This is a genomic window from Bradyrhizobium mercantei (genome assembly GCF_001982635.1).
Taxonomy (GTDB): Bacteria; Pseudomonadota; Alphaproteobacteria; order Rhizobiales; family Xanthobacteraceae; genus Bradyrhizobium; species Bradyrhizobium mercantei.
Genome location: NZ_MKFI01000001.1, coordinates 1 through 26,268, shown reverse-complemented (window position 1 = coordinate 26,268; position 26,268 = coordinate 1). Strand labels below are relative to the sequence as shown.

General features: G+C 65.5%; 23 protein-coding genes. 9 read left to right on the top strand and 14 right to left on the bottom strand.

The genetic code is table 11. The features are described 5' to 3' along the window. Window positions 1-47 precede the first annotated feature (47 nt). Window positions 48-1,235 (top strand): NADH:flavin oxidoreductase/NADH oxidase, encoded by a 1,188-nt coding sequence (locus BI327_RS00115; RefSeq protein ID WP_076857648.1) that lies wholly within the window; start codon window positions 48-50, stop codon window positions 1,233-1,235. A gap of 159 nt (window positions 1,236-1,394) precedes the next feature. Continuing rightward, entirely contained in the window at window positions 1,395-2,753 is a 1,359-nt protein-coding gene (locus tag BI327_RS00110; protein ID WP_076857647.1) for a S41 family peptidase, read from the top strand. A 157-nt stretch (window positions 2,754-2,910) separates the two neighbouring features. Here the strand turns inward: BI327_RS00110 and BI327_RS00105 are convergent, their stop codons facing one another. The 5 genes from BI327_RS00105 to BI327_RS00085 all read right to left on the bottom strand — a co-directional run bounded on the left by BI327_RS00105 (window position 2,911) and on the right by BI327_RS00085 (window position 10,160). Further along, window positions 2,911-5,643: a bifunctional diguanylate cyclase/phosphodiesterase gene (locus tag BI327_RS00105; RefSeq protein WP_076857646.1), complete on the bottom strand. Its 2,733-nt coding sequence runs from the start codon at window positions 5,641-5,643 to the stop codon at window positions 2,911-2,913. Between the two features lie 159 nt (window positions 5,644-5,802). Then, window positions 5,803-6,345 (bottom strand): cyclic pyranopterin monophosphate synthase MoaC, encoded by a 543-nt coding sequence (gene moaC, locus BI327_RS00100; protein WP_076857645.1) that lies wholly within the window; start codon window positions 6,343-6,345, stop codon window positions 5,803-5,805. Window positions 6,346-6,349: 4 nt separating this feature from the next. Continuing rightward, window positions 6,350-7,171, bottom strand: coding sequence for an indole-3-glycerol phosphate synthase TrpC (gene trpC, locus BI327_RS00095; RefSeq protein WP_076857644.1), 822 nt, complete (start codon window positions 7,169-7,171; stop codon window positions 6,350-6,352). 10 nt (window positions 7,172-7,181) lie between these two features. Then, complete coding sequence (gene trpD / locus BI327_RS00090) at window positions 7,182-8,195, bottom strand: anthranilate phosphoribosyltransferase (RefSeq protein WP_076857643.1); 1,014 nt, start codon at window positions 8,193-8,195, stop codon at window positions 7,182-7,184. Window positions 8,196-8,258: 63 nt separating this feature from the next. Further along, window positions 8,259-10,160: a peptidylprolyl isomerase gene (locus tag BI327_RS00085; RefSeq protein WP_076857642.1), complete on the bottom strand. Its 1,902-nt coding sequence runs from the start codon at window positions 10,158-10,160 to the stop codon at window positions 8,259-8,261. A gap of 250 nt (window positions 10,161-10,410) precedes the next feature. On the opposite strand from BI327_RS00085, the gene tpiA reads away from it, so the two are divergent. Further along, the gene (tpiA, locus tag BI327_RS00080; protein WP_076857641.1) at window positions 10,411-11,163 is read left to right on the top strand and encodes a triose-phosphate isomerase; all 753 of its coding nucleotides are present in this window, start codon (window positions 10,411-10,413) and stop codon (window positions 11,161-11,163) included. A 163-nt stretch (window positions 11,164-11,326) separates the two neighbouring features. On the opposite strand, the gene BI327_RS00075 is transcribed toward tpiA, so the two are convergent. Then, window positions 11,327-11,866: a GNAT family N-acetyltransferase gene (locus BI327_RS00075; RefSeq protein WP_076857640.1), complete on the bottom strand. Its 540-nt coding sequence runs from the start codon at window positions 11,864-11,866 to the stop codon at window positions 11,327-11,329. 3 nt (window positions 11,867-11,869) lie between these two features. Continuing rightward, window positions 11,870-12,436, bottom strand: coding sequence for a helix-turn-helix domain-containing protein (locus tag BI327_RS00070; protein ID WP_076857639.1), 567 nt, complete (start codon window positions 12,434-12,436; stop codon window positions 11,870-11,872). 203 nt (window positions 12,437-12,639) lie between these two features. Between BI327_RS00070 and secG the strand changes: the two genes are divergently transcribed. Continuing rightward, a complete protein-coding gene (gene secG / locus BI327_RS00065; protein ID WP_076857638.1) occupies window positions 12,640-13,029 on the top strand; it encodes a preprotein translocase subunit SecG in 390 nt (129 codons plus the stop codon). Between the two features lie 167 nt (window positions 13,030-13,196). Continuing rightward, window positions 13,197-14,828 carry a CTP synthase gene (locus BI327_RS00060; RefSeq protein WP_076857637.1) on the top strand — a complete coding sequence of 544 codons (1,632 nt, stop codon included), beginning with the start codon at window positions 13,197-13,199 and terminating at the stop codon, window positions 14,826-14,828. An 18-nt stretch (window positions 14,829-14,846) separates the two neighbouring features. Here BI327_RS00060 and BI327_RS00055 read toward each other — a convergent pair whose 3' ends face one another. The 4 genes from BI327_RS00055 to BI327_RS00040 all read right to left on the bottom strand — a co-directional run bounded on the left by BI327_RS00055 (window position 14,847) and on the right by BI327_RS00040 (window position 20,651). Continuing rightward, window positions 14,847-15,512, bottom strand: a complete 666-nt coding sequence (locus tag BI327_RS00055; protein ID WP_076857636.1) for a class I SAM-dependent methyltransferase — start codon at window positions 15,510-15,512, stop codon at window positions 14,847-14,849. Between the two features lie 103 nt (window positions 15,513-15,615). Further along, on the bottom strand, window positions 15,616-16,995 hold the full coding sequence (locus tag BI327_RS00050; protein ID WP_076857635.1) for a sensor histidine kinase: 1,380 nt from the start codon (window positions 16,993-16,995) through the stop codon (window positions 15,616-15,618). After that, entirely contained in the window at window positions 16,992-17,666 is a 675-nt protein-coding gene (locus tag BI327_RS00045) for a response regulator transcription factor (RefSeq protein WP_076857634.1), read from the bottom strand. The genes BI327_RS00050 and BI327_RS00045 overlap by 4 nt, the downstream gene beginning before the upstream one ends. Window positions 17,667-17,798: 132 nt before the next feature. Then, window positions 17,799-20,651, bottom strand: a complete 2,853-nt coding sequence (locus tag BI327_RS00040) for a DUF3857 domain-containing protein (RefSeq protein ID WP_076857633.1) — start codon at window positions 20,649-20,651, stop codon at window positions 17,799-17,801. A gap of 237 nt (window positions 20,652-20,888) precedes the next feature. Between BI327_RS00040 and BI327_RS00035 the strand changes: the two genes are divergently transcribed. Further along, window positions 20,889-21,215, top strand: coding sequence for an NIPSNAP family protein (locus tag BI327_RS00035; protein WP_076857632.1), 327 nt, complete (start codon window positions 20,889-20,891; stop codon window positions 21,213-21,215). 195 nt (window positions 21,216-21,410) lie between these two features. Next, window positions 21,411-21,800 (top strand): nuclear transport factor 2 family protein, encoded by a 390-nt coding sequence (locus BI327_RS00030; protein WP_159450388.1) that lies wholly within the window; start codon window positions 21,411-21,413, stop codon window positions 21,798-21,800. A 24-nt stretch (window positions 21,801-21,824) separates the two neighbouring features. Here BI327_RS00030 and BI327_RS00025 read toward each other — a convergent pair whose 3' ends face one another. Further along, window positions 21,825-22,160, bottom strand: a complete 336-nt coding sequence (locus tag BI327_RS00025) for a PAAR domain-containing protein (protein WP_076859079.1) — start codon at window positions 22,158-22,160, stop codon at window positions 21,825-21,827. Window positions 22,161-22,428: 268 nt separating this feature from the next. Here BI327_RS00025 and kdsA point away from each other — a divergent pair, with 268 nt between their 5' ends. After that, window positions 22,429-23,286 (top strand): 3-deoxy-8-phosphooctulonate synthase, encoded by an 858-nt coding sequence (gene kdsA / locus BI327_RS00020; protein ID WP_245334668.1) that lies wholly within the window; start codon window positions 22,429-22,431, stop codon window positions 23,284-23,286. A 14-nt stretch (window positions 23,287-23,300) separates the two neighbouring features. Next, on the top strand, window positions 23,301-24,509 hold the full coding sequence (locus BI327_RS00015; protein WP_076857629.1) for an MFS transporter: 1,209 nt from the start codon (window positions 23,301-23,303) through the stop codon (window positions 24,507-24,509). Window positions 24,510-24,576: 67 nt separating this feature from the next. Here BI327_RS00015 and BI327_RS00010 read toward each other — a convergent pair whose 3' ends face one another. Both BI327_RS00010 and queF read right to left on the bottom strand, forming a co-directional pair. Then, complete coding sequence (locus BI327_RS00010; RefSeq protein ID WP_076857628.1) at window positions 24,577-25,458, bottom strand: alpha/beta fold hydrolase; 882 nt, start codon at window positions 25,456-25,458, stop codon at window positions 24,577-24,579. A 250-nt stretch (window positions 25,459-25,708) separates the two neighbouring features. Continuing rightward, window positions 25,709-26,185, bottom strand: a complete 477-nt coding sequence (gene queF, locus BI327_RS00005) for a preQ(1) synthase (protein WP_076857627.1) — start codon at window positions 26,183-26,185, stop codon at window positions 25,709-25,711. Window positions 26,186-26,268 lie beyond the last annotated feature (83 nt).

Below are 26,268 nucleotides of genomic sequence, written 5' to 3'. Positions count from 1 at the left end.
CAAGATCGGCCCGGCTTGCCGGGTACCGACGTCAGATGAGGAAACGAATGTCCGACAGACTGCTGTTTTCGCCGATGACCATCCGCGGCGTCATGCTGAAGAACCGCATCGTGGTGCCGCCGATGCACCAGTATTCCGCCGAGCAGGGCTTTCCGACCGATTGGCATCTGATGAACGCCGGCAAGTTCGCCGCCGGCGGCGCCGGGCTCGTGATCGTCGAATCGACCAAGGTCGAGCGGCGCGGCTGCGGCACGATCGGCGATCTCGGCATCTGGGATGACAAGTTCATCGCGCCGCTCGGCCGCCTCGCGGGCTTCATCAAGCAGCAGAATGCGGTGGCCGGCATCCAGCTCGGCCATTCCGGCCGCAAGGCGCGCGCGAGCAGGCCCTGGGAGGGCGACCGCCCGCTGGAGCGCAGCGCCGAGATCGAGGATTGGGATGCCTGGACGCCGGTGGCGCCGAGCGCGATCGCCCATAGCGAGCGCTGGCCGGTGCCGCGGGCGCTCGAGACCCACGAGGTGAAGGACCTCGTCGCGGCCTGGGGACAGGCGGCGCGGCGTGCGCACCTGGCCGGGTTCGAGGTGCTCGAGCTGCACGGCGCCCATGGCTATCTCGTGCACGAATTCCTCTCGGGGCGCTCGAACCAGCGCAGCGACGCCTATGGCGGCTCGGAAGCCAACCGGATGCGGTTCCTGATCGAGGTGACCGAGGCGGTGCGTGCGCATTGGCCGGATCACAAGCCGCTGTTCGTGCGGCTGTCGGTCGAGGACAATGCCGGCTGGGGTCCGGAGCAGAGCGCTCGGCTGGCGACGATCCTGAAGGCGAAGGGCGTCGACGTGATCGATTGCTCGTCGGGCGGAATCAGCGAGATGGCGCCGATTCTGGGCAAGGAAATCAAATACAACTATCAGGTGCCGCTGGCGGAATATGTCCGCTCCCATGCCGATATCATGACCATGGCGGTCGGCCTGATCATCCACGGAGACCAGGCTGAGCAAATCCTGCGTGATAAACAAGCAGATTTGATCGCGGTCGGCCGGGAAATCCTCAATAACCCCAACTGGCCGATGGATGCGGCATTGAAACTCGGGGTCGAAGGGCCATTTCGCAATGTTCCACCGCAGTTCGGCTATTGGCTGGGCACGCGGGCCAAGCGCGGATTCGGGACCCAGCCGTCGACCTGGCAGAACGGCCTGCTGGAGGCTGGGCCAGAGGCCGACCGGGGGCAGACTTGAGGTTGAATTGGCGATGATCAGGGCATCGTGACAGGACCGTAATGGTCCGGTGACGAGGCGGCCTTGATCCGACCAAAAAGCCGTTGTGTGGTGCCCCGCGTCGGGGTGGGGCCGAATGTTGCGAAACGTTGCCGGCCGAAAGCGAAGGGATCACGGATAATGCGCAAACATGTTGGCTTCTTCCTCGGGACGGTCGCGGGCGCGTGTCTCACCCTGCTCGTGGCCTCGCCGCAGGGGGCGCATCTGTTCGCCGTCGCCAATGCCGCCGCGCATTCCGACAACAGCAACACCTATTCGCAGCTCAATCTGTTCGGCGAGGTGTTCGAGAAGGTCAAGAGCGACTACGTCGAGAAGCCCGAGGACTCCAAGCTCGTCGAAGGCGCCATCAACGGCATGATCTCCTCGCTCGATCCGCACTCTCGTTACATGAACGAGAAGGGCTGGACGGAGATGCAGGAGACCACGCATGGCGAGTTCGGCGGACTCGGCATCGAGGTCACGATGGAAGACGGCTTCGTCAAGGTGGTGGCGCCGATCGACGACACGCCGGCCTCGCGCGCCGGCATCATGTCGGGCGACGTGATCACCTCGATCGACGATGACCAGATCCAGGGCATGACGCTCGACCAGGCCGTCAACAAGATGAAGGGCGCGCCCAACAGCTCGATCCGGCTGAAGATCATCCGCAAGGACGCCGACAAGCCGATCGAGCTCTCGATCACCCGCGAGATCATCCGCGTCCGCCCGGTGAAGTGTCACGTCGAGGGCGGCGACATCGGCTATATCCGCATCACCTCGTTCAACGAACAGACCACCGAGGGCCTGCGCAAGGCGATCGGCGAGATCCAGAAGCAGGTCCCGCAGGACAAGCTCGTCGGCTATGTCGTCGACCTCCGCAACAACCCGGGCGGCCTGCTCGACCAGGCGGTCTCCGTGACCTCGACCCTGATGCAGCGGGGCGAGGTGGTCTCGACCCGCGGCCGCAATCCGGAAGAGACCCAGCGCTTCACCGCCCATGGCGGCGACATGACCAAGGGCAAGCCGCTCGTCGTGCTGATCAATGGCGGCTCGGCCTCGGCCTCCGAGATCGTCGCCGGCGCGCTGCACGACCACAAGCGCGCGACCCTGATCGGCACCCGCTCGTTCGGCAAGGGCTCGGTGCAGACCATCATTCCGCTCGGCACCGGCAATGGCGCGCTGGCGCTGACCACGGCGCGCTACTTCACGCCGTCCGGCCATTCGATCCAGGCGCTCGGCATCAAGCCCGACATCGAGGTGCTGCAGGACGTGCCCGACGAGTTCAAGACCCGCTCCGAGATCATGAGCGAGGCCAAGATGCGCGGGCATCTCGCGGCTGAAGGCGCCGAGCAGACCGGCTCGCAGTCCTACGTCCCGCCGGACGAGAAGAACGACAAGGCGTTGGCTGCGGCGCTCAACCAGTTGCGCGGCGTCACCGTGAACGCCGACGCCAAGAACGCCGATACCAAGGCAGCGCAGAAGCGGCCGGTGCCGAACTAGGCGCCGACATATCGGTAGTCATGGTCGGGCTTGACCCGGCCATCCACGCTTTTCCTGGCGTGGAACCAGAGACGTGGATGCCCGGGACATCAGCGCGAAGACGCGCTTCGCGCTTTTGCCCGGGCATGACGAGTGATCAGTCATCCAGCTTCCGAATTCACGCCGCGCCGGCGACCGGCTTGCGCCGGCGCGTGGTGCTCGCACCGACGGCGGGCCCCTGACGGTGCCCGGCCAGCAGCGCGCGGATTTGCGCCGCCGGCGCCGGCGCGCTGAAAAGATAGCCCTGCATTTCCGAACAGCCGAGCTCGCGCAGCAATTGCTGCTGCTGCGTGGTCTCGACGCCTTCCGCCGTCGTCGTCATGCTGCGCTCGGCGGCGATGTTGACCACGGCCTCGACGATGCCGGCCGAGCCGTGCGGCTCGGCGATGTCGGTGACGAAGCAGCGGTCGATCTTGATCTTGTCGAACGGGAAGCGCTTCAGATAGCTCAGCGACGAATAGCCGGTGCCGAAATCGTCGAGCGCGATCCGGATGCCGATGGCGCGGAGCTGGTGCAGTGCGGCCAGCGCCGTCTCGTCGTCGCGGATCAGCACGGCCTCGGTGATCTCGAGCTCGAGCCGGCTCGCCGACAGCCCCGATGCCGCGAGCGCCGCGATCACCTTGAGCGCCAGCGTGCCGCTGCGGAACTGGACCGGCGAGACGTTGACCGCGAGCCTGACATGGTCGGGCCAGTTCACGGCCTCCTTGCAGGCGGTCATCAGCACCCACTCGCCGAGCTGGTTGATCAGGCCGGTCTCCTCGGCGATCGGCACGAAGTCGGCCGGAGAAATCATGCCGCGCAACGGATGGCGCCAGCGCACCAGCGCCTCGCAGCCGGTGATCGCGTTGCTGCGCAGGTCGACGCAAGGCTGGTAATACACTTCGAGCCCGCTGCCGGCCGAGATCGTCTGCCGCAACTCCATCTCGAGCTCGCGGCGGGCGCGGGCGTCCGCATCCATCGAAGGCTCGAAGAAGCGCGACGTGCGGCGGCCGGCCGACTTCGCCGCATACATCGCAAGGTCGGCGTTCTTCATAATCTGGTCGAGATCGGTGCCGTCCTTCGGCGCCAGCGCGATGCCGATGCTGGCGTCGGTCGTGACCTGGTGGCCGAGGCACTGATAGGGCGAGCGGATCACCTCGTAGATGCGCGCGACGAGGTCGGTGACCTCGAACTCGCTCTTCACGTCGGTCTGCACGATGGCGAATTCGTCGCCGCCGAGCCGGGCGACGAAATCGCCGTCGCCGATCACGCCGCTCAGGGTCCTGGCAACCGATTTCAGCAGTTCGTCGCCGACCATGTGGCCGAGCGAGTCGTTGACGCCCTTGAACTCGTCGATGTCGATATAGAGCACCGCCAACTGGCTGTCTGACGTGACATGCGGCAGCTCGCGCTTGATCTCCTCGTGGAACAGCGCGCGGTTCGGCAGGTCGGTGAGCGCATCGTAGTGGGCAAGATGCGTGATGCGCTCCTCGGCGCGGCGGCGCTCGGTGACGTCCTCGTGGGTCGCAAGCCAGCCGCCATCGGCCAGCGGCTCGTTGACGACCTGGATCGAGCGCCCGTCGGGCGTCGTGATCACCATGGTGTTGCGGATGCCGACGTCGCGCAGCACGAGGTTGACGTAGCGTTCGACGTCGCCCTGGAACGAGCCGGTCTGGTGACGATGCACGATGACGTCGCGGAAGCTGCAGCCCGGCCGGATGACGTCGCCGGACAATCCGTACATCTCGATGTAGCGCTTGTTGCAGATCACGAGAAGCTGCGTGGCGTCGAACAGCAACAGCCCCTGCGTCATGTTGTTGACGGCGGTATCGAGCCGGAGCTTCTCCAGCGTCAGGCGCTGCTGCTGGGCGCGATGCTGCTGCACCAGCTTGCGCACCACGAGCGTCAGCAGGATCGCGATCGCCAGCACGGAGATGCTGGTTATCGCGATCAGGATGCCGATCTGCTCGCGCCAGGTGGTGAGAGCCGCTTCCGTCGTGGTCGTCGCCACGACGACGATCGGGAATTTGGTCAGCGCCCGCGACGACACCAGGCGATCCTTGCCGTCGACCGGGCTGGTCAGCCGCGAAGTGCTCTGCGGCAGCTCGAACACCTGCTGCTGGTTGGCCGGGCCGGTGCGGAAATTCTTCCCGATCAGCTCCTCGACATGGGGATAGCGCGCCAGCAGGGTGCCGTCGCGATGGTGCATCGAGATCGCGGCGCCTTCGCCGAGCGCAACGGTGGAGAAGAATTTCTCGAAGGTCGCCGGCTCAATGCCGCGGCCGACCACGCCGAGGAACTCGCCATGCGGCCCGGTAACCTTGCGGACGATGACGGTGGTCCAGCCGCCATTGACGCGGCTGACCACCGGCGCGACCAGCATGTCGGGCGAGTAGGGGCTCGATTTGAAGATCTGGAAGTAGGTGCGGTCGGCGATATTGACTTGCGGCAGCGGCCAGGCGCCCGAGCTGTTGATCAGCACGCCGTCGGCGTCGAACACGTTGAGGCTGCCGACATTGGACAGCGCCTCCATCTTGGACTTCAGCATCGCATGGATGTCGGCGGCCGACATCCGGCGCCTGTAATTCTCCGCCGTCGCGATCCCGTTGTCGCGCATGAACGCGATCAGGTCGCGCTGGACGACCTCGAGATCGTCGAGCTGCTGGTCGAAATGCCGCGCCAGCAGCAGCACGGTGTTCTCGAGCTCACGCTCGCTGTTATGCAAGGCGCGCTCGCGGAAATTCTCGGCCATCAACGTGGCGCCGATCGCGATCGCGGCCATCAGCACGGCGCCGCCAAGGATCAGCCAGCGGATCGGACCGCTGCCGATCACCGAGGTGAGCTTGAACGAGGCGCTGCCGTTTGGATTCATTTGAAGCAATCGTATCCCCGCGTTTCACCCGGAGGTAGGTTTGATGCACCTCCGGCCCGCGAAAGTCGTATCCAATCGAAATGGAGCAGGGGTTAGCGAGGTTGGTTAACGAAACGTTACGGATGTGCGCGAATGGCCATCCCGCGCATCGCTCACCGATCACTCGCCGGCGCGGTAGTGCCCGGACTTGCCGCCGATCTTCTCGATCAGGTGAATGCCTTCGATGCGCACGCCGCGCTCGACCGCCTTGATCATGTCGTAGATCGTCAGGCAGGCGACCGAAACCGCGGTCAGCGCCTCCATCTCGACACCGGTCGGCCCGGTCACCTTGACGCTGGCGCGGACGATGCAGCCGGGCAGCTTGCGGTCGGTCGTAATATCGATCGTGACCTTGGTCAGCGCCAGCGGATGGCAGAGCGGGATCAATTCCGAGGTCCGTTTCGCCGCCATGATACCGGCGATCCGCGCGGTCGCCAGCACGTCGCCCTTCTTGGCCTGACCCGTTTCGATCAGTGCGAGCGTGGCCTTGCTCATCAGGACGCGGCCTTCGGCAACGGCAGTCCGCTCGGTCGCGGGCTTGGCCGAGACGTCGACCATGCGCGCGTCGCCCTTGGCGTCGATATGGGTGAGGGCGGTGCCGGGGCCGCCGGCTGGCTCGGCTTTGGTCTCGGCTCTGGTCTTGGCTTTGGACTTCCGCGCCATCGCGTCAGCGCGTGCCGGTGGCGCGCGGTGCGCCCTGCCGCGTCAGCAAGGCGCGGGTGGCCGCAGTGACGTCCTGCTGGCGCATCAGGCTCTCGCCGACCAGGAAGGTCGACATCCCGACGCGCTCGAGGCGGGCGAGATCGTCAGGCGTGAAGATGCCGCTCTCGCCGACCATCAGGCGGTCGCGCGGGATCAGCGGCGCCAGCGCCTCGCTGGTCGCGAGCGTGGTCTCGAAGGTACGCAGATTGCGGTTGTTGACGCCGATCATCGGCGAGCGAAGGTTCAGGGCGCGCTCGAGCTCGGCGCGGTCGTGGATCTCGATCAGCACGTCCATGCCGTAGCCGAGGGCTGCGTCCTCGATCTCCTTTGCCGCCACGTCGTCGAGCGCGGCCATGATGATCAGGATGCAGTCGGCGCCGTGGGCGCGTGCCTCCGCCACCTGGTAGGTGTCGAACATGAAATCCTTGCGCAGCACCGGCAGGTTGGTCGCCGCGCGGGCCGCGACCATGAAGTCGAGATGGCCCTGGAACGACGGCGCATCGGTCAGCACCGACAGGCACGCCGCGCCGCCGGCCTCATAGGCTTTCGCGAGGACGGGCGGATCGAAGTCGGCGCGGATCAGCCCCTTCGAAGGCGAGGCCTTCTTGACTTCCGCGATCAGCGCGAACTCGCCGCGTGCATGCTTGTCCTTCAGCGCGCGGACGAAGCCGCGCGAGGCTGAAGCCGCTTTGGCCTGCGCCTCGACCTCGGCGAGCGGACGCGCGCGCTTCGCGGCAGCGATCTCCTCGCGCTTATAGGTCTCGATCTTGGTCAGGATGTCGGACATCGCTGGATTCTCAACCGTTGGACACTGCGACCAGATGCTTCAGCCGCGCGGCAGCCGCGCCGCTATCGAGCGACTGGGTGCCGATCGCAACGCCTTCCTTCAGATCCTTGGCGCGGCCGGCCACGATCAGGGCCGCGGCGGCGTTGAGCAGGGCGACATCGCGATAGGCGCTCGGCTTGCCCTGAAGCACGCCGGAGAGCGCGATCGCGTTGGCATCGGCATCGCCGCCCTTCAGCGCCTCGCCGCCGACGCGGCCGAGGCCGGCATCTTCCGGTGTCACCTCGGAGGTCCTGATCTCGCCGTTCTCCAGCGTCGCGATGAAGGTCGGGCCGGTGAGGGTGATCTCGTCGAGGCCGTCGGAGCCGTGCACGACCCAGACCTTGTCGGAGCCGAGGTTCTTCAGCACCTGCGCCAGCGGCTGCACCCATTGCCGCGAGAACACGCCGACCATCTGCCGCTTGACGCCGGCCGGGTTCGACAGCGGGCCGAGCAGGTTGAAGATGGTGCGGGTGGCGAGCTCGACCCGGGTCGGGCCGACATTCTTCATCGCCGGATGATGCGCGGGCGCGAACATGAAGCCGATGCCGGCCTCCGAGACGCAGCGTCCGACCTGCGCCGGCGTCAGGTCGATCTTGACGCCGAGCGCGGCCAGCACGTCGGCCGAACCCGAGCGCGACGACAGCGCGCGGTTGCCATGCTTGGCAACGGGCACACCGGCGCCGGCCACGATGAAGGCGGCGCAGGTCGAGACGTTGACCGAGCCGGAGCCGTCGCCGCCGGTGCCGACGATGTCGACAGCCTCCGCCGGCGCCTTCACCGGCAGCATCTTGCCGCGCATCGCGCTCACCGCGCCGGTGATCTCCTCGACGGTCTCGCCGCGCACCCGCAGCGCCATCAACAGTCCGCCCATCTGCGAGGGCGTGGCTTCACCCGACATCATGCTGTCGAAGGCGGACGCCGCCTCGTCACGCGTCAGCGTGGCGCCGGTGGCGACTTTTCCGATGATCGATTTCAGGTCGTCCATTCGCGGGCTCAGGGTCTGTTGTTGGAGCGGTCCGGGCAGCGCGTCGCGCTGACCAGATCATGCTCAATTATTTGCGCCTGTCACCTGTGCGAAGGCTGCCTGGTTGACGGTCACACCGATGTCGGTCTCGATCTTGGTGACATACTGCGCGACCTGCTCGTCGCTCAACGAGCGCCGCAGCGCCTCGGTGAGCTGCTTGACCTCGCTGGAGGCAAAGTCGATCGGGGGCACCGTCACGTCGGTGACGCGGAAGACGACCCACTGGCTGCCGCCGGCAGCCGACGTCTGTCCGTCGCCGTCCTTGGCGGTGCGGAATGCGGCCGCGATCACGCCGGCCGGCACGTTGGGCAGCGTGGCCTCGCGGCGGAAGTTCGCCGCGGTCTCGACCTTAACGCCGGCCGCTGCAGCCTCGTCGGCGAGCTTGGCGCCGCTGTCGAGCTTCTGGACGATCTCGGTCGCCTTGGCGCGCAGCTTGGCGGAGATCTGGTCCTCGCGCCACTTGGCTTCGACCTGGTCGCGGACCTCGTCGAGGGTGCGCTCGCGCGACGGCGTGATGCCGAGCACGTCGTACCAGACATAGCCGTTGTTAAATTGGATCGGGTCGTTGTCGACGCCGACGTCGCTGTTAAAGGCCTGCGACACCACGTCGAGGCCGCGCGGGATGTTGGATGCGACCTGGCCGTTCGGCAGACGCCCCGAGCGATCGACCGCGTCGATCGTGATTGGGGTCAGCTTCAGCTTCTGCGCCGCCTCGATGACGCTGGAGCCGCCGCCGCGCTCGTCTTCCATCTTGTCGCGCAGCTCGGCGACCTTGGTGCGGGCGCGCTCGGAGGCGATCTCGTTCTTCACCTGCTGCGCGAGGCTCTCATACGTTGGAGTGTTGCCGGGCTCGATCTTGCCGACCTTGACCAGCGCGACGCCGAAGCGGCCCTGGACCGGCTGGCTGACTTCGCCTGCGGGCAGCGAGAACGCAGCATCGCCGACCGCCGGATCGAGGATCGCCGACTTCGCGACCAGGCCGAGATTGACGTCGGCCAGATTGAGGTTGCGCTCCTTGGCGATGTCGTCGAACGAGGTGCCCGAGGTGATGCGCGCGCGGGCCGCCTGCGCCTCACCGGCGTCCGGAAACACGATCTGCGAGACTTCGCGCTTTTCCGGCGTGCTGAGCCGGTCCTTGCGCTCGTCGAACAGCTTCCTGGCGTCGGCGTCCGACACCGTTTCCCACTTGCCGATTTCCTCGGGCGTGATCGCGACGAAGGCGATCTTGCGGTATTCGGGCGCGCGGAACTGGACCTTGTGGTCCTCGAAATAGGCGGCGAGCGCCTCGGGCGAGGGCGCATCGATGGTGCCGGCCTGCGCGGCGCCGAGCGTGACGTAGTCGATCGAGCGTTGCTCGTTCTGGAAACGGGTCAGCGCCTCGACCATCGATTTGGTCGGCTCGATCCCGGACGAAACCGTGCCGGCGATCTGCCGGCGCAGACCGACACGGCGCTGCTCGGCGATGTAGCGGCCCTCGGTATAGCCGAAGTTGCGGATCACGGACTGGAAGCGCTGCGGATCGAACTGGTTGTTGAGGCCCTTGAAGTTCGGATCGTTGTAGATCGTGCGCAGCACCTCGGCGTCGGACTGGTTGAGGCCCATGCGGCGCGCTTCCTCGTCCAGTGCGGCTTCCGCGAGCGTCTGCTGCAGCACCTGACGGTCAATGCCGAAGGCGCGCGCCTGGTCAGGCGTCAGCGGACGGCCGAACTGGCGGCCAAGCTGCTGCAACCGGTCGGTATAGGTCTGGCGGAACTGCTCGGCCGAAATCTCGGTTCCACCGACCTTGGCGAAGGTCGACTGGCCAAATCCCTTGAAAATGTCGGCAATGCCCCAAATTCCGAAACTGACGATCAAAACGCCCATCACAACGGCCATAATCGTCTTGCCGAGCCAGTTTGATGAGGCTTTCCGCATTCCTCGAAGCATGGGTCCAACTTGTTTTGCAGGTGGGGAACCGGGTCGTGCCCAAGTGGGAGTTAAAAGTCGAGACTTTTGTCCCGCAGCAGGGCGTCACCGAATTGAAAACGCTTATAAAGTGGCGGAAGCGCCCCCGCAACCATGGGTGAGGGGACGGATTGAAGCGGTGATGCGCCGCGCGCCATGGCGAAGGCGGTGTCTGGAAGTCGCAGCCGACCTCTGATAGCGCAGGGGACGCTTGAACGATGGGAAATCCGATATGACCGACGCCATCCGGCCGCTGATCGCCGGCAACTGGAAAATGAACGGCCTGAAATCCTCCTTTGTCGAGTTCGACGCGATGCTGGCTGGGGCCGGCGATGTCGCCGGAAAGGCCGATCTGCTGGTCTGTCCGCCCGCGACCTTGGTCGGGGCCTTTGCCGACAGGGCGCGCGGCTCGAAGGTTGCCGTCGGCGCCCAGGATTGCCATCCGAAGGCGTCGGGCGCCCACACCGGCGACCTCTCGGCGGAAATGTTCAAAGACCTCGGTGCGGTCGCCATCATTGTCGGCCACTCCGAGCGGCGTGCCGACCATGGCGAGACCGACGCCTTGATTCGCCAGAAGGCGGAGGCCGTCTGGCGCGCGGGACTGACCGCGATCGTCTGCATCGGCGAGACCCGCGAGCAGCGCGACGCCGGCAAGACGCTCGATGTCTGCGGCAGCCAGCTTGCGGGCTCGCTGCCCGACGGCTCGACCGCGGCCAACCTGGTGGTGGCCTATGAGCCGGTCTGGGCGATCGGCACCGGGCTCACCCCGACGGCTGGGGATGTCGAGGAAGTTCATCGGTTTATCCGGGGTCAGCTCACCGATCGCTTCAAGGGCGAGGGAAACCGGATCAGGATCCTCTATGGCGGCTCGGTGAAGCCGTCGAACGCCGCCGAGCTGATGGCAGTTGCCAACGTCAACGGCGCACTGGTCGGCGGCGCCAGCCTGAAGGCCTCGGATTTCTTGGCGATCGCGGCGGGTTGCTAGGCGACCGACGCTCACCGCGCTGGTTCTCTCACCGTCACCCTGAGGAGGCCGCGAAGCGGCCGTCTCGAAGGGTAGACGGCCACGAGCCGGGCCGTGCATCCTTCGAGACGCGCTACGCGCTCCTCAGGATGACGGGATTGGCAGCGAAGTTGGTGCGACGGAATCAAGTGGCGGCCGCTGCCGCCGCGCCGATCCGCTTCCAGTAGATCATCGTCCCGGTGAGGCCGCCATGCGGCTTCAGCGCGTAGTCCGGGATGATGCCGCTGAGCTGAAAGCCGGATCGCTCGTAGAGCGGTGCGGCACCCTCGTCGACCGCGGTGTCGAGCACCAGCAGTGTGCGGCCATGCGCGATCGCAAGCTGCTCGGCGGCGCGCAGCAATGCGGTCGCGACGCCGCGATGGCGGTGGCTGAGGCGCGTCATCATCTTGGCGATCTCGGCGCGGTGCGGCTGGTTCGGCGGCAGCTTGAGCAGCAGCGTCACGGTGCCGATCAGATCATTGCCGTCGAACGCGCCGAGCACGATGCGCTCGCCACGCGCGGCTGCGCCAAGTGAGTCCTGCCAGAACGCTTCGGCGTCGTCACGCGATAGCGGATGCATGAAGCTGACGGAGCCGCCGCTGGCGACGGTCTCGATCAACAGCTCGCTGAGCGCGCTGCAAATCTCAGGCGCATCCTCGAGCGGTGTGATGGCAAACTGCGGCATGCGTCAGCTCCGGGCCAGGGTGACCACATAGGTGCACGCGGTACTGGTTTCGTTGGCGAAGGTCGTTTCCGCCGGCGGGCCGAAGCCGAGGCAATCTCCGGCCGCGAGCACGTGGCGCGTGCCGCCTTCGGTGATGACGAGGCTGCCGCTCAAGACCCAGACCAGTTGGCGGATATGGGCATAGGACGAGGCGGGCAGGGTCACGGTCTGCCTGGACGGCAGCTCGACCCGCACCAGCTCGACCGGATGATCGGGACGGCTGAACACCTGGCGGCGCAGATAGCCGGTTTCGGGATCGCGCCAGACCGGCTGCGCGGCGGCGCGCGACAGCCGTTCGGCCTGGCCCTCGGCGCGCAGCATCAGGCCGGCCAGCGTGAGGTCGAAGGCCGAGGCGAGCCGCACCAGCACCACCGCGGTCGGGCTCACCTCGGCGCGTTCGATCTTGCTGATCGTCGCCTTCGAGACGCCCGAGCGTTCGGCTAGCTCGGCCAGCGACCAGCTCCGGCCGTCGCGTTCGAGCCGGATCCGCTGCGCCAGACGCTGGCTCAGATCGTCTATCAAAGTATCCATACGTCTATTATAGTAGAAATGACCGGTTCCGATCAAGGCGCGGGCGCGCGCAATCGGGACTGCTTGTGATCATTGCGGCTGCGACTATCTCGGGGGTGACAATGCCCGGTGCAATCGTGTAACAGGGCGCGACTTCACGAAACCCGCAAAGCCGATAGCGCCGTTTGTCTGGCCGCTTGGCGGCTTGTGACGGAAGGCTTGCGATGCAGACTGTCGTTATCATTATTCATCTCATGATCGTTGCCGTCATGATCGGCGCGGTGCTGCTGCAGAAGTCCGAAGGCGGCGGCCTCGGCATGGGCGGAGGCGCCGGCTTCATGTCGAGCCGCGGCACCGCGAATTTGCTGACGCGGACCACGGCGATTCTCGCGGTCGGCTTCTTCGTGACCAGCCTGTTCCTGTCCTGGTACGCGGGCTACGACCGCAAGCCGAGCTCGATCATCGGCACCGGCGCTCCGGCGCAGACCCAGCCGGCCGGCGGCACGCCGATGAATGCGCCGACCTCGGGCGGCATCCTCGATTCGCTGAAGAAAGCCGACGAGCAGCAGGCGCCGCAGGCCCCGAGCGGCCCGCAGGCGCCACGGTCGCAATAAAGCAGGGTGGCCATGCAGGATGGCCCGCTGGCATCCTGCATCCAAAACCCCCATTAATGCTCTGAAATCGCTCTCAGTTTAACGTAACCCACAGCCCGGTGATTTGTTTGCCGGGAACGGCCGATTCGTTTTGCGAATCGCCGGAAGCGGATTAAAGGTAAAGTCCCATGGCGCGGTACATATTCATCACCGGCGGCGTGGTCTCCTCGCTCGGAAAAGGTCTGGCATCAGCGGCGCTCGGCGCTCTGCTGCAGGCCCGAGGCTACAAGGTCCGCCTTCGCAAGCTCGATCCCTATCTCAACCTCGATCCAGGAACGATGTCGCCGTATCAGCACGGCGAAGTATTCGTGACCGACGACGGCGCCGAGACCGATCTCGATCTCGGCCATTACGAGCGTTTCACCGGTCGTCCGGCCACCAAGGCCGACAACATCACGACCGGGCGCATCTACCAGGACATCATCACCAAGGAGCGCCGCGGCGATTATCTCGGCGCCACCATCCAGGTGGTCCCGCACGTCACCAACGCGATCAAGGAATTCGTGCTGTCGGGCAACGACGAGTACGATTTCGTGCTGGTGGAGATCGGCGGCACCGTCGGTGACATCGAGGGCCTGCCGTTCTTCGAGGCGATCCGCCAGCTCAAGAACGAGCTGCCGCGCGATCACGCGGTCTACATTCACCTGACACTTCTGCCGTACATTCCAAGTGCCGGCGAACTCAAGACAAAGCCGACGCAGCATTCGGTGAAGGAGCTGCGCTCGATCGGCATCCAGCCGGACATCCTGCTGTGCCGCACCGACCGCGAAATCCCCAAGGAAGAACGGCGCAAGCTCGGCCTGTTCTGTAACGTGCGCGAGAGCGCGGTGATCGAGGCGCGCGACGTCGACAACATCTACGCGGTGCCGGAGGCCTATCACGCGGCCGGTCTCGACGACGAGGTGCTGGCCGCGTTCGGCATCACGGCGAAGATCCCGCCGGCGCTGCAGAGCTGGAACGTGATCAACGAGCGCGTCCGCAATCCGGAAGGTGCGGTGACGATCGCGATTGTCGGCAAGTACACCGGCATGAAGGACGCGTACAAATCGCTGATCGAGGCGCTCTCCCATGGCGGCATCGCCAACAAGGTGAAGGTCAATCTCGACTGGATCGAGAGCGAGGTGTTCGAGAACGAGGACCCGGCGCCGTTCCTGGAGCACGTCAACGGCATCCTGGTGCCCGGCGGCTTCGGCCAGCGCGGCGCCGAGGGCAAGATCCGCGCGGCGCAGTTCGCGCGCGAGCGCGACGTGCCGTATTTCGGCATCTGCTTCGGCATGCAGATGGCCGTCATCGAGGCGGCCCGCAATCTGGTCGGCATCGAGGAGGCCAACTCGACCGAGTTCGGTCCGACCAATGAGCCGCTGGTCGGCCTGATGACCGAATGGCTGCGCGGCAATGAGCTCGAGAAGCGTTCGCAGAGCGGCGATCTCGGCGGCACGATGCGGCTCGGCGCCTATCCCGCGGCGCTCAACCGCGGCAGCCGGGTCTCGCAGGTCTATGGCGGCGCGACCGAGATCTCCGAGCGGCACCGCCATCGCTACGAGGTCAACACAGCCTACAAGGATCGCCTCGAGCAGCACGGCCTGCGCTTCTCCGGCATGTCGCCCGACGGCGTGCTGCCGGAGATCGTCGAATACGAGGACCATCCCTGGTTCATCGGGGTCCAGTTTCATCCGGAGCTGAAGTCGCGGCCGTTCGAGCCGCATCCGCTGTTTGCGTCCTTCATCGAGGCGGCGGCGAAGCAAAGCCGGCTGATGTAACAGCGGTCAGCTGCGCCGTCACACGACAGCGCAGTCCTCGCTGGCGCGGCGTTCCTTCTTGATCGGTAAAACGTCAGCGCCGGCCGCCGGCGCGGCGTCACGCGTGATCAGCCTGTATTGCGGGCGTCGCGTCAGCCGGTAGACCGCAGCGGGTGGCACGTTCATGATCGCGCGATCGACCAGGGTGGCGCGCAAGCCGAGCCGGTCGAGGATCGGCCGCCGTATCGGGCAGCGCATGCCGTAGGTGAATTGATAGAACGCGGCGCCGGGACGCATATAGCTGAACGCTCCGCCGACGATCGCCATCACCTTGCGCGGCGACATGTTGAGCAGCGGCAATCCGCTGACCACGGCGCCGACCGGCGCGCCGTCGTAGAGCCGTTCCGAGGCCAGCCGCGCGGCGTCCATCCACAGCACGCGCGCGCCGGGAAAGCGGAGCTGCAACAGCCGCATGAAATCCGAACCGTATTCGATCAGCGTGAGATCCTGCTGGCGCACGCCGCGCTTCAACAGCTGATAGGTGAAGGCGCCCGTGCCCGGACCGAGCTCGAGCACCGGGCCGGTGTCGGCGCTGATGTCGCGTGTGATCAGTTCGGCGAGCGCGGCGCCCGACGGCGCGATGGCACCGACGCGGCCGGGGGCTGCCATCCACGCGGTGAAGAAAGACAGGAGATCGTGTGACATTGGGCTTCCCAACAAAGTGTCATGCCGCTTCGACTCGATTGCGAAGCGTGACGCTTGGTTTGCGGGAGCCGCATTGCGACAACATTGCGCGATGTTGCGCGAGTTACGAAACGAACGGCGCCGGCGGTAATGTGAGACGGAAGCATGCGCCGCCCTTCGGTCCGTCGAGCACGGAGACGTGACCGCCATGCAGCCGTGCGATCTCGCGCACCATGTTGAGGCCGAGGCCGGCGCCGCGGTCGAGCGGCGCGAGCCGGTAGAACGGATCGAAGATCCGCGCGCGCTCGTCCTGAGGAATGCCGTCGCCTTCATCGATGACATCGATCGTCGCGGCGCTGCCGACATGAATCATGATGGTGCCGCGGCGGCCGCCATGCTGGATGGCGTTCTGCACGAGATTGGTGAGCGCCCGCTCCAGCGCGGCACGGTCGCCCAGCGTTTCGACCCGTTCGATTGCGGCATCGAGCGAGAGTTCGTAGCCGGCCGCGATCGCCAGCGGCGCGAGGTCGGCGGCGACGTTGCGTGCGACCGCGACGAGATCGACGCGCCCGTACGGATTGCGGCACTGGTCGAAGCGCTGGATGTCGAGCAACTGCTCGGCCAAGGTCGCAAGCCGCGCCGAATCCTCGAGCAGGCGGGTCTTCTCAGGGCCTGGCGGAAGCGATTCCAGCCGCGTGTTGAGGATCGCGATCGGGGTGCGCAATTCGTGCGCCGCGTCGGCGACGAAGCGCTGATGCCGGGAATAGCCGTCGTCGAGCCGCTTCAGCGCATCGTTGATTGCAGTCACCAGCGGCGCCACTTCGAGCGGCAGATGATCCGCCGAGAGCCGGCTGCCGCGCTGGCGGAAATCGATCCGGCGCGCTTCGTCGGCGGTGGTGTCGATGCCGGCAAAGGCGCGCCGCACCACCATCGGCGTCGCCACGAAGGTCGCTGCCGCCATCAGCAGCAGGCCGGGCAGTGCGACGGCGAGGAACGCGAATGTGGTGGCGAGCGCCGTCTTGGCGCTGGACATCGGCCCCTGCGTGGCGGTGAGCACCTGGACCGGACCGGCGTCGGAAGTGACGCGCTTCATCCGCGCCGGCGGCTTGCGCGGATCGTCCTCGAACATCTGCCAGCCGAGCCGCGCCTGGCTGATCTGGTCGAGCGCGCCGCCGATCCCCGAAAATTCCGGCGGGACCGTGCCTTCCGCCAGCGAATGTCCTTGGCGGTCGCGTACCAGGAACCAGAGGTCGGGCGTGTTGTCGCGAAGCTGCTTCAGCTCCGCCGTCGGGCGCAGCACCAGATCACCCTGCGGGTCACGTGCGACTGCGCGTTGCACGATGTCGATGACATGATCCTCATCGCGCGGAACGATCAGGAAGCCGGTGGCACACAGCGCGCCGATCAGGCAAAGGATCAGCATCGCCAGCAGCAGCGCCTGCATCGCGACCAGGCGCCAGCTCAGTTGCGAGCGCAGGCAATAGTGCTCGGCCTGTTCGCTCATGATGTCTGTTTCAGCAGGTAGCCGACGCCGCGGATGCTGTGGATCTCGACACCGGCATCCGCGTCGGCAAGCTTGCGCCTGAGCCGCGAGACGTGGGCGTCGAGCGCGTTCGACTGGATCTCGTCCTCGAAATTGTAGACGGCTTCCTCCAGCGTCGCGCGCAGCACGGTGCGGCCCATGCGGCGCAGCAGCGTCTCCAGCACCAGGAGCTCGCGCCGCGGCAGGTCGAGCGGGCGGCCGTCGACGCTGGCCTCGCGATGGCTGCAATCGAAGGCCACGCGGCCGGCCTTGATGATCTCGAGCTGCAGGCCGGCGGGGCGGCGCAGCACCGCGCGCAGCCGCGCCAGCAGCTCCTCGACCGCGAACGGCTTGGCCAGATAGTCGTCGGCGCCGCTGTCGAGACCGGTGATGCGATCGGCGAGGTCGCCGCGCGCGGTCAGCACGATGATCGGGACGCCGTCCGCCTTGGCACGCAATTTCGGGATCAGCGTGAGCCCATCGCCGTCGGGAAGCTGGCGGTCGAGCAGGACCGCGCCATGCACGTCGGCGGAGATTGCTTCCTCGGCCTCGGCAAGGTTCGGCACATGGTCGACGACCATGTCGTAGCCCTTCAGCGCCTGCGACAGCGCCGCCGCCATTTCGGCCTCATCTTCGACCAGCAATATCCGCATGCCGCAAATCCGGGTTTCAAACCGCTGGTTCTAGGGGCAGCAACATTGCAGCAACATTGCGGGGGCCACACCCACAATGTGCGGTACCAAGGTATGGTATGGCCAGTAAGCAATCCCGGTTCGTTGCCGGGATCAGTGGGCGGCCGCGCCTCCGGCGGCAGGCTTGGCTGAGGTCGTCGCGCCCAGCTTCTTCAGGCGGTCGAGCTCGAACGCGGCGCAGTCGTTCTCGATATAGTTGATCACGCCGATATCGCGTGTCTTCTGGAAGGAGGCCTGCGCCTGCCTGATGTCGCCGAGCGCGAGGTTGCGCAGGCCGATATAGAAATAGGCTTCGGCCAGTGCCATCTGGCGCTCGTCGCCGGCCTTTTTCTCGAGCGATTTGAGCAGCTCGTCCGGCGACATCAAGCCGGCCAGCATGGCGAGGCCGGCACGCGGCCATTCACCTTGCGCTTCCGCTCCGGCGCGCTTGACCATGTCGTCGGGCACCGGCTTGCCGAGGCGGCCGTAGGTCGCAATCAGCCACATGTCGCTGTAGATCCGGGCTTCCCGGTCGCCGAGTTCGCTCGCCTTGGCGAAGTCCTCGATGGCCTCCTGCATCCGGCCGGCATAGACCTGCGCTACTCCGCGCCAGCGGAATGAGATGCCGATGCCGTCGGCGCCGCCGCCCAGCGCGATCGCGTTGGAGTAGTCGGTCACGCTCTTGTCGAACTGTCCCGCCCGAAAATAGACGCTGGCGCGGCAGGTCAGCATGTTCGCGGCGGCCGGAGCGAGGCGCACGGCGGTGTTGACGTCCTGCAACGCCTCGTCGACGCGGTCGAGGTCCGCCTTGGCATGACCGCGCAGGCAATAGCCGTTGGCCAGATCGCTGCCGGAGAGCTTGCCGCCATCGATGATCTCGGTCGTCTTCTTGATGGTCTCCTCGTGCTGCTGCTGCAGACGGTGCGTGATATCTGCCTTGGCGGCATCATTGTTGAACATCGCCTTGTTGACCGCAAAGGCGTTGCCGATTGCCTTGTTGAGCGAACGCAGGTCCTCGGCATAGCCGGAATAGTCCGCCGGCTCGACCGACGGCTGCAGCGTTTTCAGCTCGACGGTTTTCCTCGCATTGCTGCCGCGAAAATATTCGGTGACCGTGGCGTTGAAATACTTGTTGGAGACGGTGTGCTCGCGCGGGTCGATGCTGATGCTGACCTGTTCGGGAAAGCTCATCTCGAAACTGTATTTGCCGTGGAACGGGAAGCCTGGAATCCGCAGCGGCGTGGTGCGGTTCGCCGATTGCGAAGCGATCAGGACATTCTGCATATTGTCCAGCGCGTAGCCGACGACCCAGCTCCCTTCCGCCTCCGTTGCGAGCTTGGGAATCCTGTAGTGCGCCGAGATCGAGAGCTCGTTCTTCACGATGTCGTTCTGCACGGCCGGTTCGCCGACCAGCGTCGCGCCGGGATAGCGGCGTTCCAGGGCGTCACGGACGAACCTGGTGACCTGCTCGTGCGTCGCCCGTTCAAGCACGACGCGCAGTTGCTCGGCGCCAAGCCCGCGCCAGACGCGCCGGACGTCGAGCTGGCCCTCTGCGCCGAACTTGGCCAGCGTGGCGCGTTCGGTGATCTCGTCTCCGACGATATCGCCGGTGTCGGCAGGAATGCGCGAGACGGAATCGGTCTCGCGCGCCACGACGAGGACCTGGACCCCGCCATGCGCCTGGCCGGCGCGGTCGAGCTCGCCATGCTGTCCGAGCCGCGTCGGATCGAGGAAATAGGGCTTGCCGCCGACCATGGCTTCGACGATGGCATGATCGAAGAACTGCGGGCTGGGCAGCGTCTTCTCCAGTCCGCCATGGCGTCCGATCTGCAACAGCACGGGCTGGCTCTTGATGCCGAGTTCGCGGAGCAGAGTGACGAGCAGCAGCGACTTGTCCTTGCAGTCGCCGTAGCGGCGCCGCAGCACCTCGTCGGGCAAGGTTGGCCGGTGCGAGTTCTCGCCGAGCGCGACCGAGAAATGCCGGATCTGGGATTGCACAAATTCGAGCGCGGCCATGGCGCGGGCCGGCTCCGACGGCAACGCCTTGATGCGCTTCACGACGTCCCGAAACTCGCCGTCCTGTGGCGCGGTCGCCGCGAACAGGTTGCTGGCCCATGCAGAGACGTCGCTCCAGTTCGCAAACTCGGAGAACTGCACGAAGCGGAGCCCGAAGTAATCGGGCGGAGCCATCGTCTCTCCGGGAAATCCGGGCAATGGCTGCTGGTCGAAGCTGACGCGTCGCATGCCGTCGCGTACGGTTTCGGTTGGCAGGAGAGGAGGCAGCGCCCGGTCGCCGACCACGCGCCAGGCGATCGATCGGTCGGTTGGATAATTCAGCACGACCCGCCGACGCAGGGTCGGCGCGCCCTGGTCCCACGGCGACAACCCGAAGGCCTTGCCGCCGAACACCGGATTTTGACCCGAGCTCGTATAGGCAATCTCGATCGTATCGCCGACGCGCAGGTCGTCGATCAGGATGGAGGCGGTCACCCGGCCGCTATAGACGCCGCGCTCGAGATCCTGCTCGCGTTGCAGGAAGCGGATGTTGGACGTCTGGGTCCGATCGAACTGCTCCTGCCCGCGATAGATGCGGATTGCATGAAGCTGGACATGTTCATATTCGGGGGCGAATGCGATCGAAAGGCGTCCGGCTGCCGTAAGCGCCGCGGCATCGTTGATCTGCGTCACGCGCCGGACGTGGAGCGCGGGAACCTTTCCGAGCAGGTACTGACTGTCGGCGAGACGGACCACCACCGGCAATGACGCGGTCTTGGCGAGCTCCGGGATCGGCAGTTGCTCGACCCAGGCCGGCAGCTGATCGCCCAGGGTAAACGCGTCCTTGCCGAGCTGGACCTCCTTGAGGCGGTTATCCGTCGCCTGTTGAGCGGTGGCGCCATGACATCCCAAAAGACATCCGAGTGCAGCCACCAGCAACAAGCCGGCGCGCAACCATCTCAAGAGATACATTCGCCACCTCTTTCACTTATGGGTTGTATAGATGATGGCGGTCCGCCCGGCAATTATTGCAAGCGGCCAAGTTTGTCAGTGAGGTGAAGCGGGCGTGAAGATGCGCGGCGCGTGCGGACGGGCCATGCCGGAGGCGAGGGGCTGGGCCACGCCATTTTGGCTTGGCCGTTTTGACTTGGTCCGGGTTTGTTGTCAGAACTTGCGCGCTTTCGCGAACAAGATCTGAAAGGATCGCCAATGATCTACGAGACCCGCGTCTACCGCTGCCTGCCGGGACGGCTGCCGGCGCTGCTGAAACGGTTCGAGACCATCACGTTGAAGCTCTGGGACAAGCACGGCATCAGGCAGGCCGGCTTCTTCACGACGCTGGTCGGCGAATCCAACCAGGAACTGACCTATCTGTTGGCCTGGGAGTCGCTCGCCGAGCGCGAGCAGAAGTGGACCGCGTTCGCGACCGATCCGGAATGGATCGCCGCGCGCGCCAAGACCGAGGAGGACGGCCAGATCGTTCTCAACATCGTCAACCAGCTTTTGGTGCCGACCGCGTTCTCGTCGGTGAAGTGAGGCGGTGGATAAGGCGCACATGTGACGCATAGAACCCTCCGGCAGTCCTGCCGGAGGGTTTGTTTTTCCTGATTTGAACGGCCTCCCGTCAAAGGGAGATCGGTGCCTTTCACCCCCTTCCGCGTTGGCGAGGCCGAGCGTACGTTGGGATGGGGTGCTGCAACGGAGATGAGCCGACACACGGGAGAAAGCCAAATGACCCGATCAAATGCGATGATCATTCGCAAAGCCTACGAGGACTTTGCACAGGGAAACGTCCCTGCAGTCTTTGCAGCCTTCGATCCGAGCATCACCTGGCACGTTCCCGGTCATAGTCCATTGTCGGGCGACTACGCCGGGCACGACCAGGTCGGCAGCTTCTTTCAACGCACGATGGAGCTTTCCGGCGGCATGTTTGGCGTTGACGTGCAGAACGTATTGGCCGATGGCGATCTCGTCGTTGTTTTGGCCACCGTGAACGCTCAGAGGAACGGGATCTCCGAGTCCTTTCCAGAGGTGCATGTTTGGCAAATGAAGGATGGAAGGGCGATCGAGTTCCGGGAATATCAAGGCGACGAGCGCCGAGAGGATCGCTTCTGGTCCTGAAGCCGATAGTTTGGCCGGGCGCTCCTATTGCGCGCAGCCGGAGGTCTGGTCGCCCTCGCGGACCATCGGCTTGCCGTTGATGAAGACGCCATGGCTGCCTGAGGTCGTCTTGCCGCCGCAATGGGTGCGGTCGCCCATCACCACCGCCGGCTTGCCGTTGATCAGGACGTTGGGCACGCCCTCAACCAGCGGGCCGCCATTGCTGGTGGTGTCGCCGCTGCGCGCTGCCGGCTTGTCGTTGACCGTGACACCGTTGGCGCCGCTGGTGACGACTCCGGGCTGGCTGCTGGTTTGGCCGTAGGTGACGCCTGACATTGCCGACAGGGCGGCCACGGCTACGATTACAAGCAAAGGGCGCATGTCGTTCCTCATGGGAATCTGTTCCGCGCCAGTCTAGAGCCTTTTCCGTTCCGATTGAATCGGAACGGAGCTCTGGATTTATTGTTTTGACGCGTTTTCTTCACGCGAACCGGTACCCACTTCGCTCGAAAACCCTCTATAGGGGCGGTTAGGGCAGGATTGTGATAGCACGGCGCACCCACGGCGTCAGCGCAACCCCCTCATCGTGCGGGATGGCTTGATCCCTCCCGCGCGGGATTGCATGGTCGCCCCAAAAGGATGCAGCATTTTGACCAATCAGAATTCCGCGCAGGCCGCCGCGCCGATCGTTGCCGTCGGATCGGCCAAATTCGGCAATGCCTTGCCCATGTCGATCATTGCAGGTCCCTGCCAGCTCGAGAGCCGCGCGCATGCGCTGGAAGTCGCCTCCGCGCTGAAGGAGATCGCGGCCCGGCTCAAAATCGGTCTGGTGTACAAGACCTCGTTCGACAAGGCGAACCGCACCAGCGCGTCGGCCGCGCGCGGCATCGGACTGACGCAGGCGCTACCGATCTTCGCCGAGATCCGTTCCTCGCTCGGGCTGCCCGTGCTGACTGACGTGCATGAGCCTGACCAGTGCGCCGAGGCGGCGCAGGCGGTCGACGTGTTGCAGATTCCGGCCTTCCTGTGCCGGCAGACCGATCTCCTGCGGGCCGCGGCTGCGACCGGCAAGGTGGTCAACGTCAAGAAGGGCCAGTTCCTGGCGCCGTGGGATATGACGAACGTGGTCAGCAAGATCACCGGCGCCGGCAACGCCAATGTGCTGGTCACCGAGCGCGGTGCGTCGTTCGGCTACAACACGCTGGTGTCAGACATGCGCGCGCTGCCGATCCTTGCGCGCACCATCGGCGCACCTGTCATCTTCGATGCCACCCATTCGGTGCAGCAGCCGGGCGGCAAGGGCACCTCGTCAGGCGGCGAGCGTGAATTCGTGCCGGTGCTGGCGCGCGCGGCGGTCGCGGTCGGCGTCGCCGGCGTGTTCATCGAGACCCATCCCGATCCGGATCACGCGCCGTCCGACGGCCCCAATATGGTGCCGCTCCGTGACTTCGAAGCCCTCGTCAAGCGGCTGATGGCCTTCGACGCGCTGGCCAAGACGGCAGCCTGACGGGTAACGACGACATGACCGCAACCAGCGGCATGCCGCCGGCCCTCAACGTCATCACGCTGGCGACCTTCGCGGCAAGCCTGTCGGTGCGCGCGCTCGATCCGGTGCTGCCGCATGTCGCTGATGATTTCGGCGTCAGCATTGCGACCGCGGCGAGCTTTGCCGCGGTGTTCGCCTTCACCTTTGCCGCGGTCCAGCCGGCGATCGGGGCCGCCGCCGATCTGTTCGGCAAGGCGCGGCTGATGACGATCTGCCTCGGGCTGCTCGGCGTCGCCAACATCCTCGGCGCGCTCTCAACCTCGTTTCCAATGCTGTTCGTGACCCGCGTCCTTGCCGGCATCGGCTCGGGCGGCGTGTTTCCGGTGGCGCTGTCGCTGACCAGCGATCTCGTCGGCCCGGACAAGCGGCAGCTCGCGATCGGGCGAACGCTGGCGGGCTCGATGACCGGCAATCTGCTTGGAGCTACGGCCTCCGGCCTGATCGGCGATTTCCTCGGCTGGCGCGGCGTGCTCGCGGTGCTCGGCGGCCTCGTCATCATCGTGGCGCTGGCGGTTGCGGCCGGCTTCCGCGGCGCGGAGCTGAACCGTCCGCCGCGCACCAGCCTGAAGGCGCTGCGCCATGGCTATCGCACCATCTTCACCAACCCGAACGCGCGCATCTGCTACTCGGCCGTCTTCATCGAAGGCTGCTGCGTGCTCGGGCTGTTTCCCTTCGTCGCCTCGTTCCTGTTCGAGCTCGGCGAAACCTCGCTGTCGATCGCCGGCATCGTGATCGCGGGCTTTGCGATCGGCGGATTGCTCTACACGCTGACGGTGTCGCGCCTGCTGCCATGGATCGGGGTGCGGGGCATGATGATCGTCGGCGCAACGCTGGTCGGAATCCAGCTCGTCGGCGTCGCCTTTGGGCCGCACTGGAAATTGCAGATGGCGGGCCTGCTGGTGATGGGCCTCGGCTTCTACATGATCCACGGCTGCCTGCAGGTGTTCGCCAGCGAGCTATCGGTCGAGGCGCGCGCCACCGCGCTGTCGCTGCACTCGTTCTTCTTCTTTATGGGCCAGACCGTCGGCCCGATCGCCTATGGTTTTGGGCTGCAACATGCCGGCAAGACCGCGACGCTGGTCTCGGCCGCTGCCGTGATGGTCGTGCTCGGATTTATCTGTGCGCGATTTTTGAAGCAGACGCGCCCGGCGGACGCCGCCGCGCGGCCGGACGTCGAACCGTAGCGATCGCCCGTCCAGCCAAGCGCCAATCACGTTAGGACGCTGCCTGCCGGTCCGCGTGGCGATCGGACTAATCGGAAGGCGATTGGCCGGTCGAGCGGCCCAGGAAATCGAGCAACGCCTCGATGCAACGTTCGGGCTCGTCGTGTTGGACCCAATGTGTCGCATCTCCCAGATAGACTGCCTGGCTGCTTTCACACAGGAGTAGACTGGCCTCGGCCAGAGCACGTACGGCGAAGGCGTCACGCTCGCCCCAAATCAAAAGGACAGGTGGCCTGATCCGTAATTTCGCGCTAGCCGGCAAGTCCTTGCGCCATAGGGCGCGATACCAATTGAGCATGCCGGTGAGCGCGCCGGGCGCACGCCACGCCGCGCGATAGCGGTCCAGCGCTGCCGCCGTGACAGTGTCGGGTCGCGCACGCTGACGGACGGCGTCGGCCAGAGCCTTGAAGCGTCTCAGGCGAAGCAGCGCCTCTGGCAACCGCGGCAGCTGGAAGAACCGCACATACTGGCTTTTGCGGCGCTGCTCAGGGTGGGACTGCATCGCCTCGCGCCAGACGGACGGGTGCGGCGCACTCAGCGCGACGAACTGTTCCAGGCGCTCGGCATGACAGGTCGCGATCCACCAGCCAACAGCTGCTCCCCAGTCATGACCCACAATCGCGAAACGACGTCGTTCAAAATGGTCGGCAAGGCCGAGAACATCGCGGGCGAGCGAGTTGAGATCGTACGCCGCGACGTTTGACGGCTTGTCGCTCAGATTGTAGCCGCGCTGGTCGGGTGCCAGGACGCGATAACCCGCCGCTGCAAGCGGCTCGAAATAGCGTTGCCAAGCCTCCCAGTACTCTGGAAAGCCGTGCAGCAAGATGACCAGGCGGCCATGCTTCGGACCCGCCTCGGCCACATGGAGCCGCACGCCATTTACGTCGATGTGCGAAAGTTCAACGTCCATTGCGCATTCTCAGCGAGTGCGAGCTGCTCAAACGACTCGACCGTCAATCGTTGAACGAGAATGCCGCGCACCACGGCCACACCGGATCCTGTGGCCTCAGCGTTTGCCGGCGTTGCGTCCCGTCAACTCATGACCATACATATCTGTATGGACATTATTGAATGCGTTGGCGCGGGTCAATACACTTGTGTATGGTGGCCCGGCATGGGGCATCGTCAACTGTCGCGCGCCCGATTGCCGTTGAAGGCAGCTAGCCCCGCCCGCGATACGTCGCGACGCCCTGATCGGGAACCCAGAGGCCCTTCGGCAGGCGCCCGGTCTGGAAGAACACGTCGATCGGGATGCCGCCGCGCGGATACCAGTAGCCGCCGATGCGCAGCCATTTCGGCTTGATCTCGTCAGTGATCCGCTTGCCGATCATGACCGTGCAGTCCTCATGGAATGCGCCATGATTGCGGAAGCTCGCGGCGAACAGTTTCAGCGACTTGGATTCCAGGAGCCAGCGGCCCGGCACATAGTCGATCACCAGATGGGCGAAATCCGGTTGACCCGTCACCGGGCAGATCGAGGTGAATTCCGGCACCGTGAAGCGCACCAGATAATCGGTACCAGCCTGCGGGTTGGGCACGCGGTCGAGCTGCGCCTTTTCCGGCGCGTCGGGCCATTCCACCGCACGGCCGAGTTGCAGGCCCGGGGAGGTCGTTGATTTGCTGGATTTCTTCGCCATGAGGGGTCTCCGTGGGGTCCTCATAGAGCATGATCCGGAAAAGTGGAAACCGGTTTTCCTGCAAAACAACCCCATGCAAAGGG

Excerpts from the sequence above, each read along its gene's own strand:
- BI327_RS00105 (WP_076857646.1), bottom strand. The coding sequence starts at position 5,643 with ATGAATCCAAACGGCAGCGCCTCGTTCAAGCTCACCTCGGTGATCGGC.
- BI327_RS00075 (WP_076857640.1), bottom strand. The coding sequence starts at position 11,866 with ATGCCGCAGTTTGCCATCACACCGCTCGAGGATGCGCCTGAGATTTGC.
- BI327_RS00050 (WP_076857635.1), bottom strand. The coding sequence starts at position 16,995 with ATGAGCGAACAGGCCGAGCACTATTGCCTGCGCTCGCAACTGAGCTGG.
- BI327_RS00040 (WP_076857633.1), bottom strand. The coding sequence starts at position 20,651 with ATGTATCTCTTGAGATGGTTGCGCGCCGGCTTGTTGCTGGTGGCTGCA.
- queF (WP_076857627.1), bottom strand. The coding sequence starts at position 26,185 with ATGGCGAAGAAATCCAGCAAATCAACGACCTCCCCGGGCCTGCAACTC.
- BI327_RS00015 (WP_076857629.1), top strand. The coding sequence starts at position 23,301 with ATGACCGCAACCAGCGGCATGCCGCCGGCCCTCAACGTCATCACGCTG.
- BI327_RS00070 (WP_076857639.1), bottom strand. The coding sequence starts at position 12,436 with ATGGATACTTTGATAGACGATCTGAGCCAGCGTCTGGCGCAGCGGATC.
- BI327_RS00110 (WP_076857647.1), top strand. The coding sequence starts at position 1,395 with ATGCGCAAACATGTTGGCTTCTTCCTCGGGACGGTCGCGGGCGCGTGT.
- tpiA (WP_076857641.1), top strand. The coding sequence starts at position 10,411 with ATGACCGACGCCATCCGGCCGCTGATCGCCGGCAACTGGAAAATGAAC.
- BI327_RS00085 (WP_076857642.1), bottom strand. The coding sequence starts at position 10,160 with ATGCTTCGAGGAATGCGGAAAGCCTCATCAAACTGGCTCGGCAAGACG.
- moaC (WP_076857645.1), bottom strand. The coding sequence starts at position 6,345 with ATGGCGCGGAAGTCCAAAGCCAAGACCAGAGCCGAGACCAAAGCCGAG.
- BI327_RS00115 (WP_076857648.1), top strand. The coding sequence starts at position 48 with ATGTCCGACAGACTGCTGTTTTCGCCGATGACCATCCGCGGCGTCATG.
- trpD (WP_076857643.1), bottom strand. The coding sequence starts at position 8,195 with ATGGACGACCTGAAATCGATCATCGGAAAAGTCGCCACCGGCGCCACG.
- BI327_RS00030 (WP_159450388.1), top strand. The coding sequence starts at position 21,411 with ATGACCCGATCAAATGCGATGATCATTCGCAAAGCCTACGAGGACTTT.
- BI327_RS00060 (WP_076857637.1), top strand. The coding sequence starts at position 13,197 with ATGGCGCGGTACATATTCATCACCGGCGGCGTGGTCTCCTCGCTCGGA.
- BI327_RS00035 (WP_076857632.1), top strand. The coding sequence starts at position 20,889 with ATGATCTACGAGACCCGCGTCTACCGCTGCCTGCCGGGACGGCTGCCG.
- BI327_RS00055 (WP_076857636.1), bottom strand. The coding sequence starts at position 15,512 with ATGTCACACGATCTCCTGTCTTTCTTCACCGCGTGGATGGCAGCCCCC.
- trpC (WP_076857644.1), bottom strand. The coding sequence starts at position 7,171 with ATGTCCGACATCCTGACCAAGATCGAGACCTATAAGCGCGAGGAGATC.
- BI327_RS00045 (WP_076857634.1), bottom strand. The coding sequence starts at position 17,666 with ATGCGGATATTGCTGGTCGAAGATGAGGCCGAAATGGCGGCGGCGCTG.
- BI327_RS00025 (WP_076859079.1), bottom strand. The coding sequence starts at position 22,160 with ATGCGCCCTTTGCTTGTAATCGTAGCCGTGGCCGCCCTGTCGGCAATG.
- BI327_RS00010 (WP_076857628.1), bottom strand. The coding sequence starts at position 25,458 with ATGGACGTTGAACTTTCGCACATCGACGTAAATGGCGTGCGGCTCCAT.
- secG (WP_076857638.1), top strand. The coding sequence starts at position 12,640 with ATGCAGACTGTCGTTATCATTATTCATCTCATGATCGTTGCCGTCATG.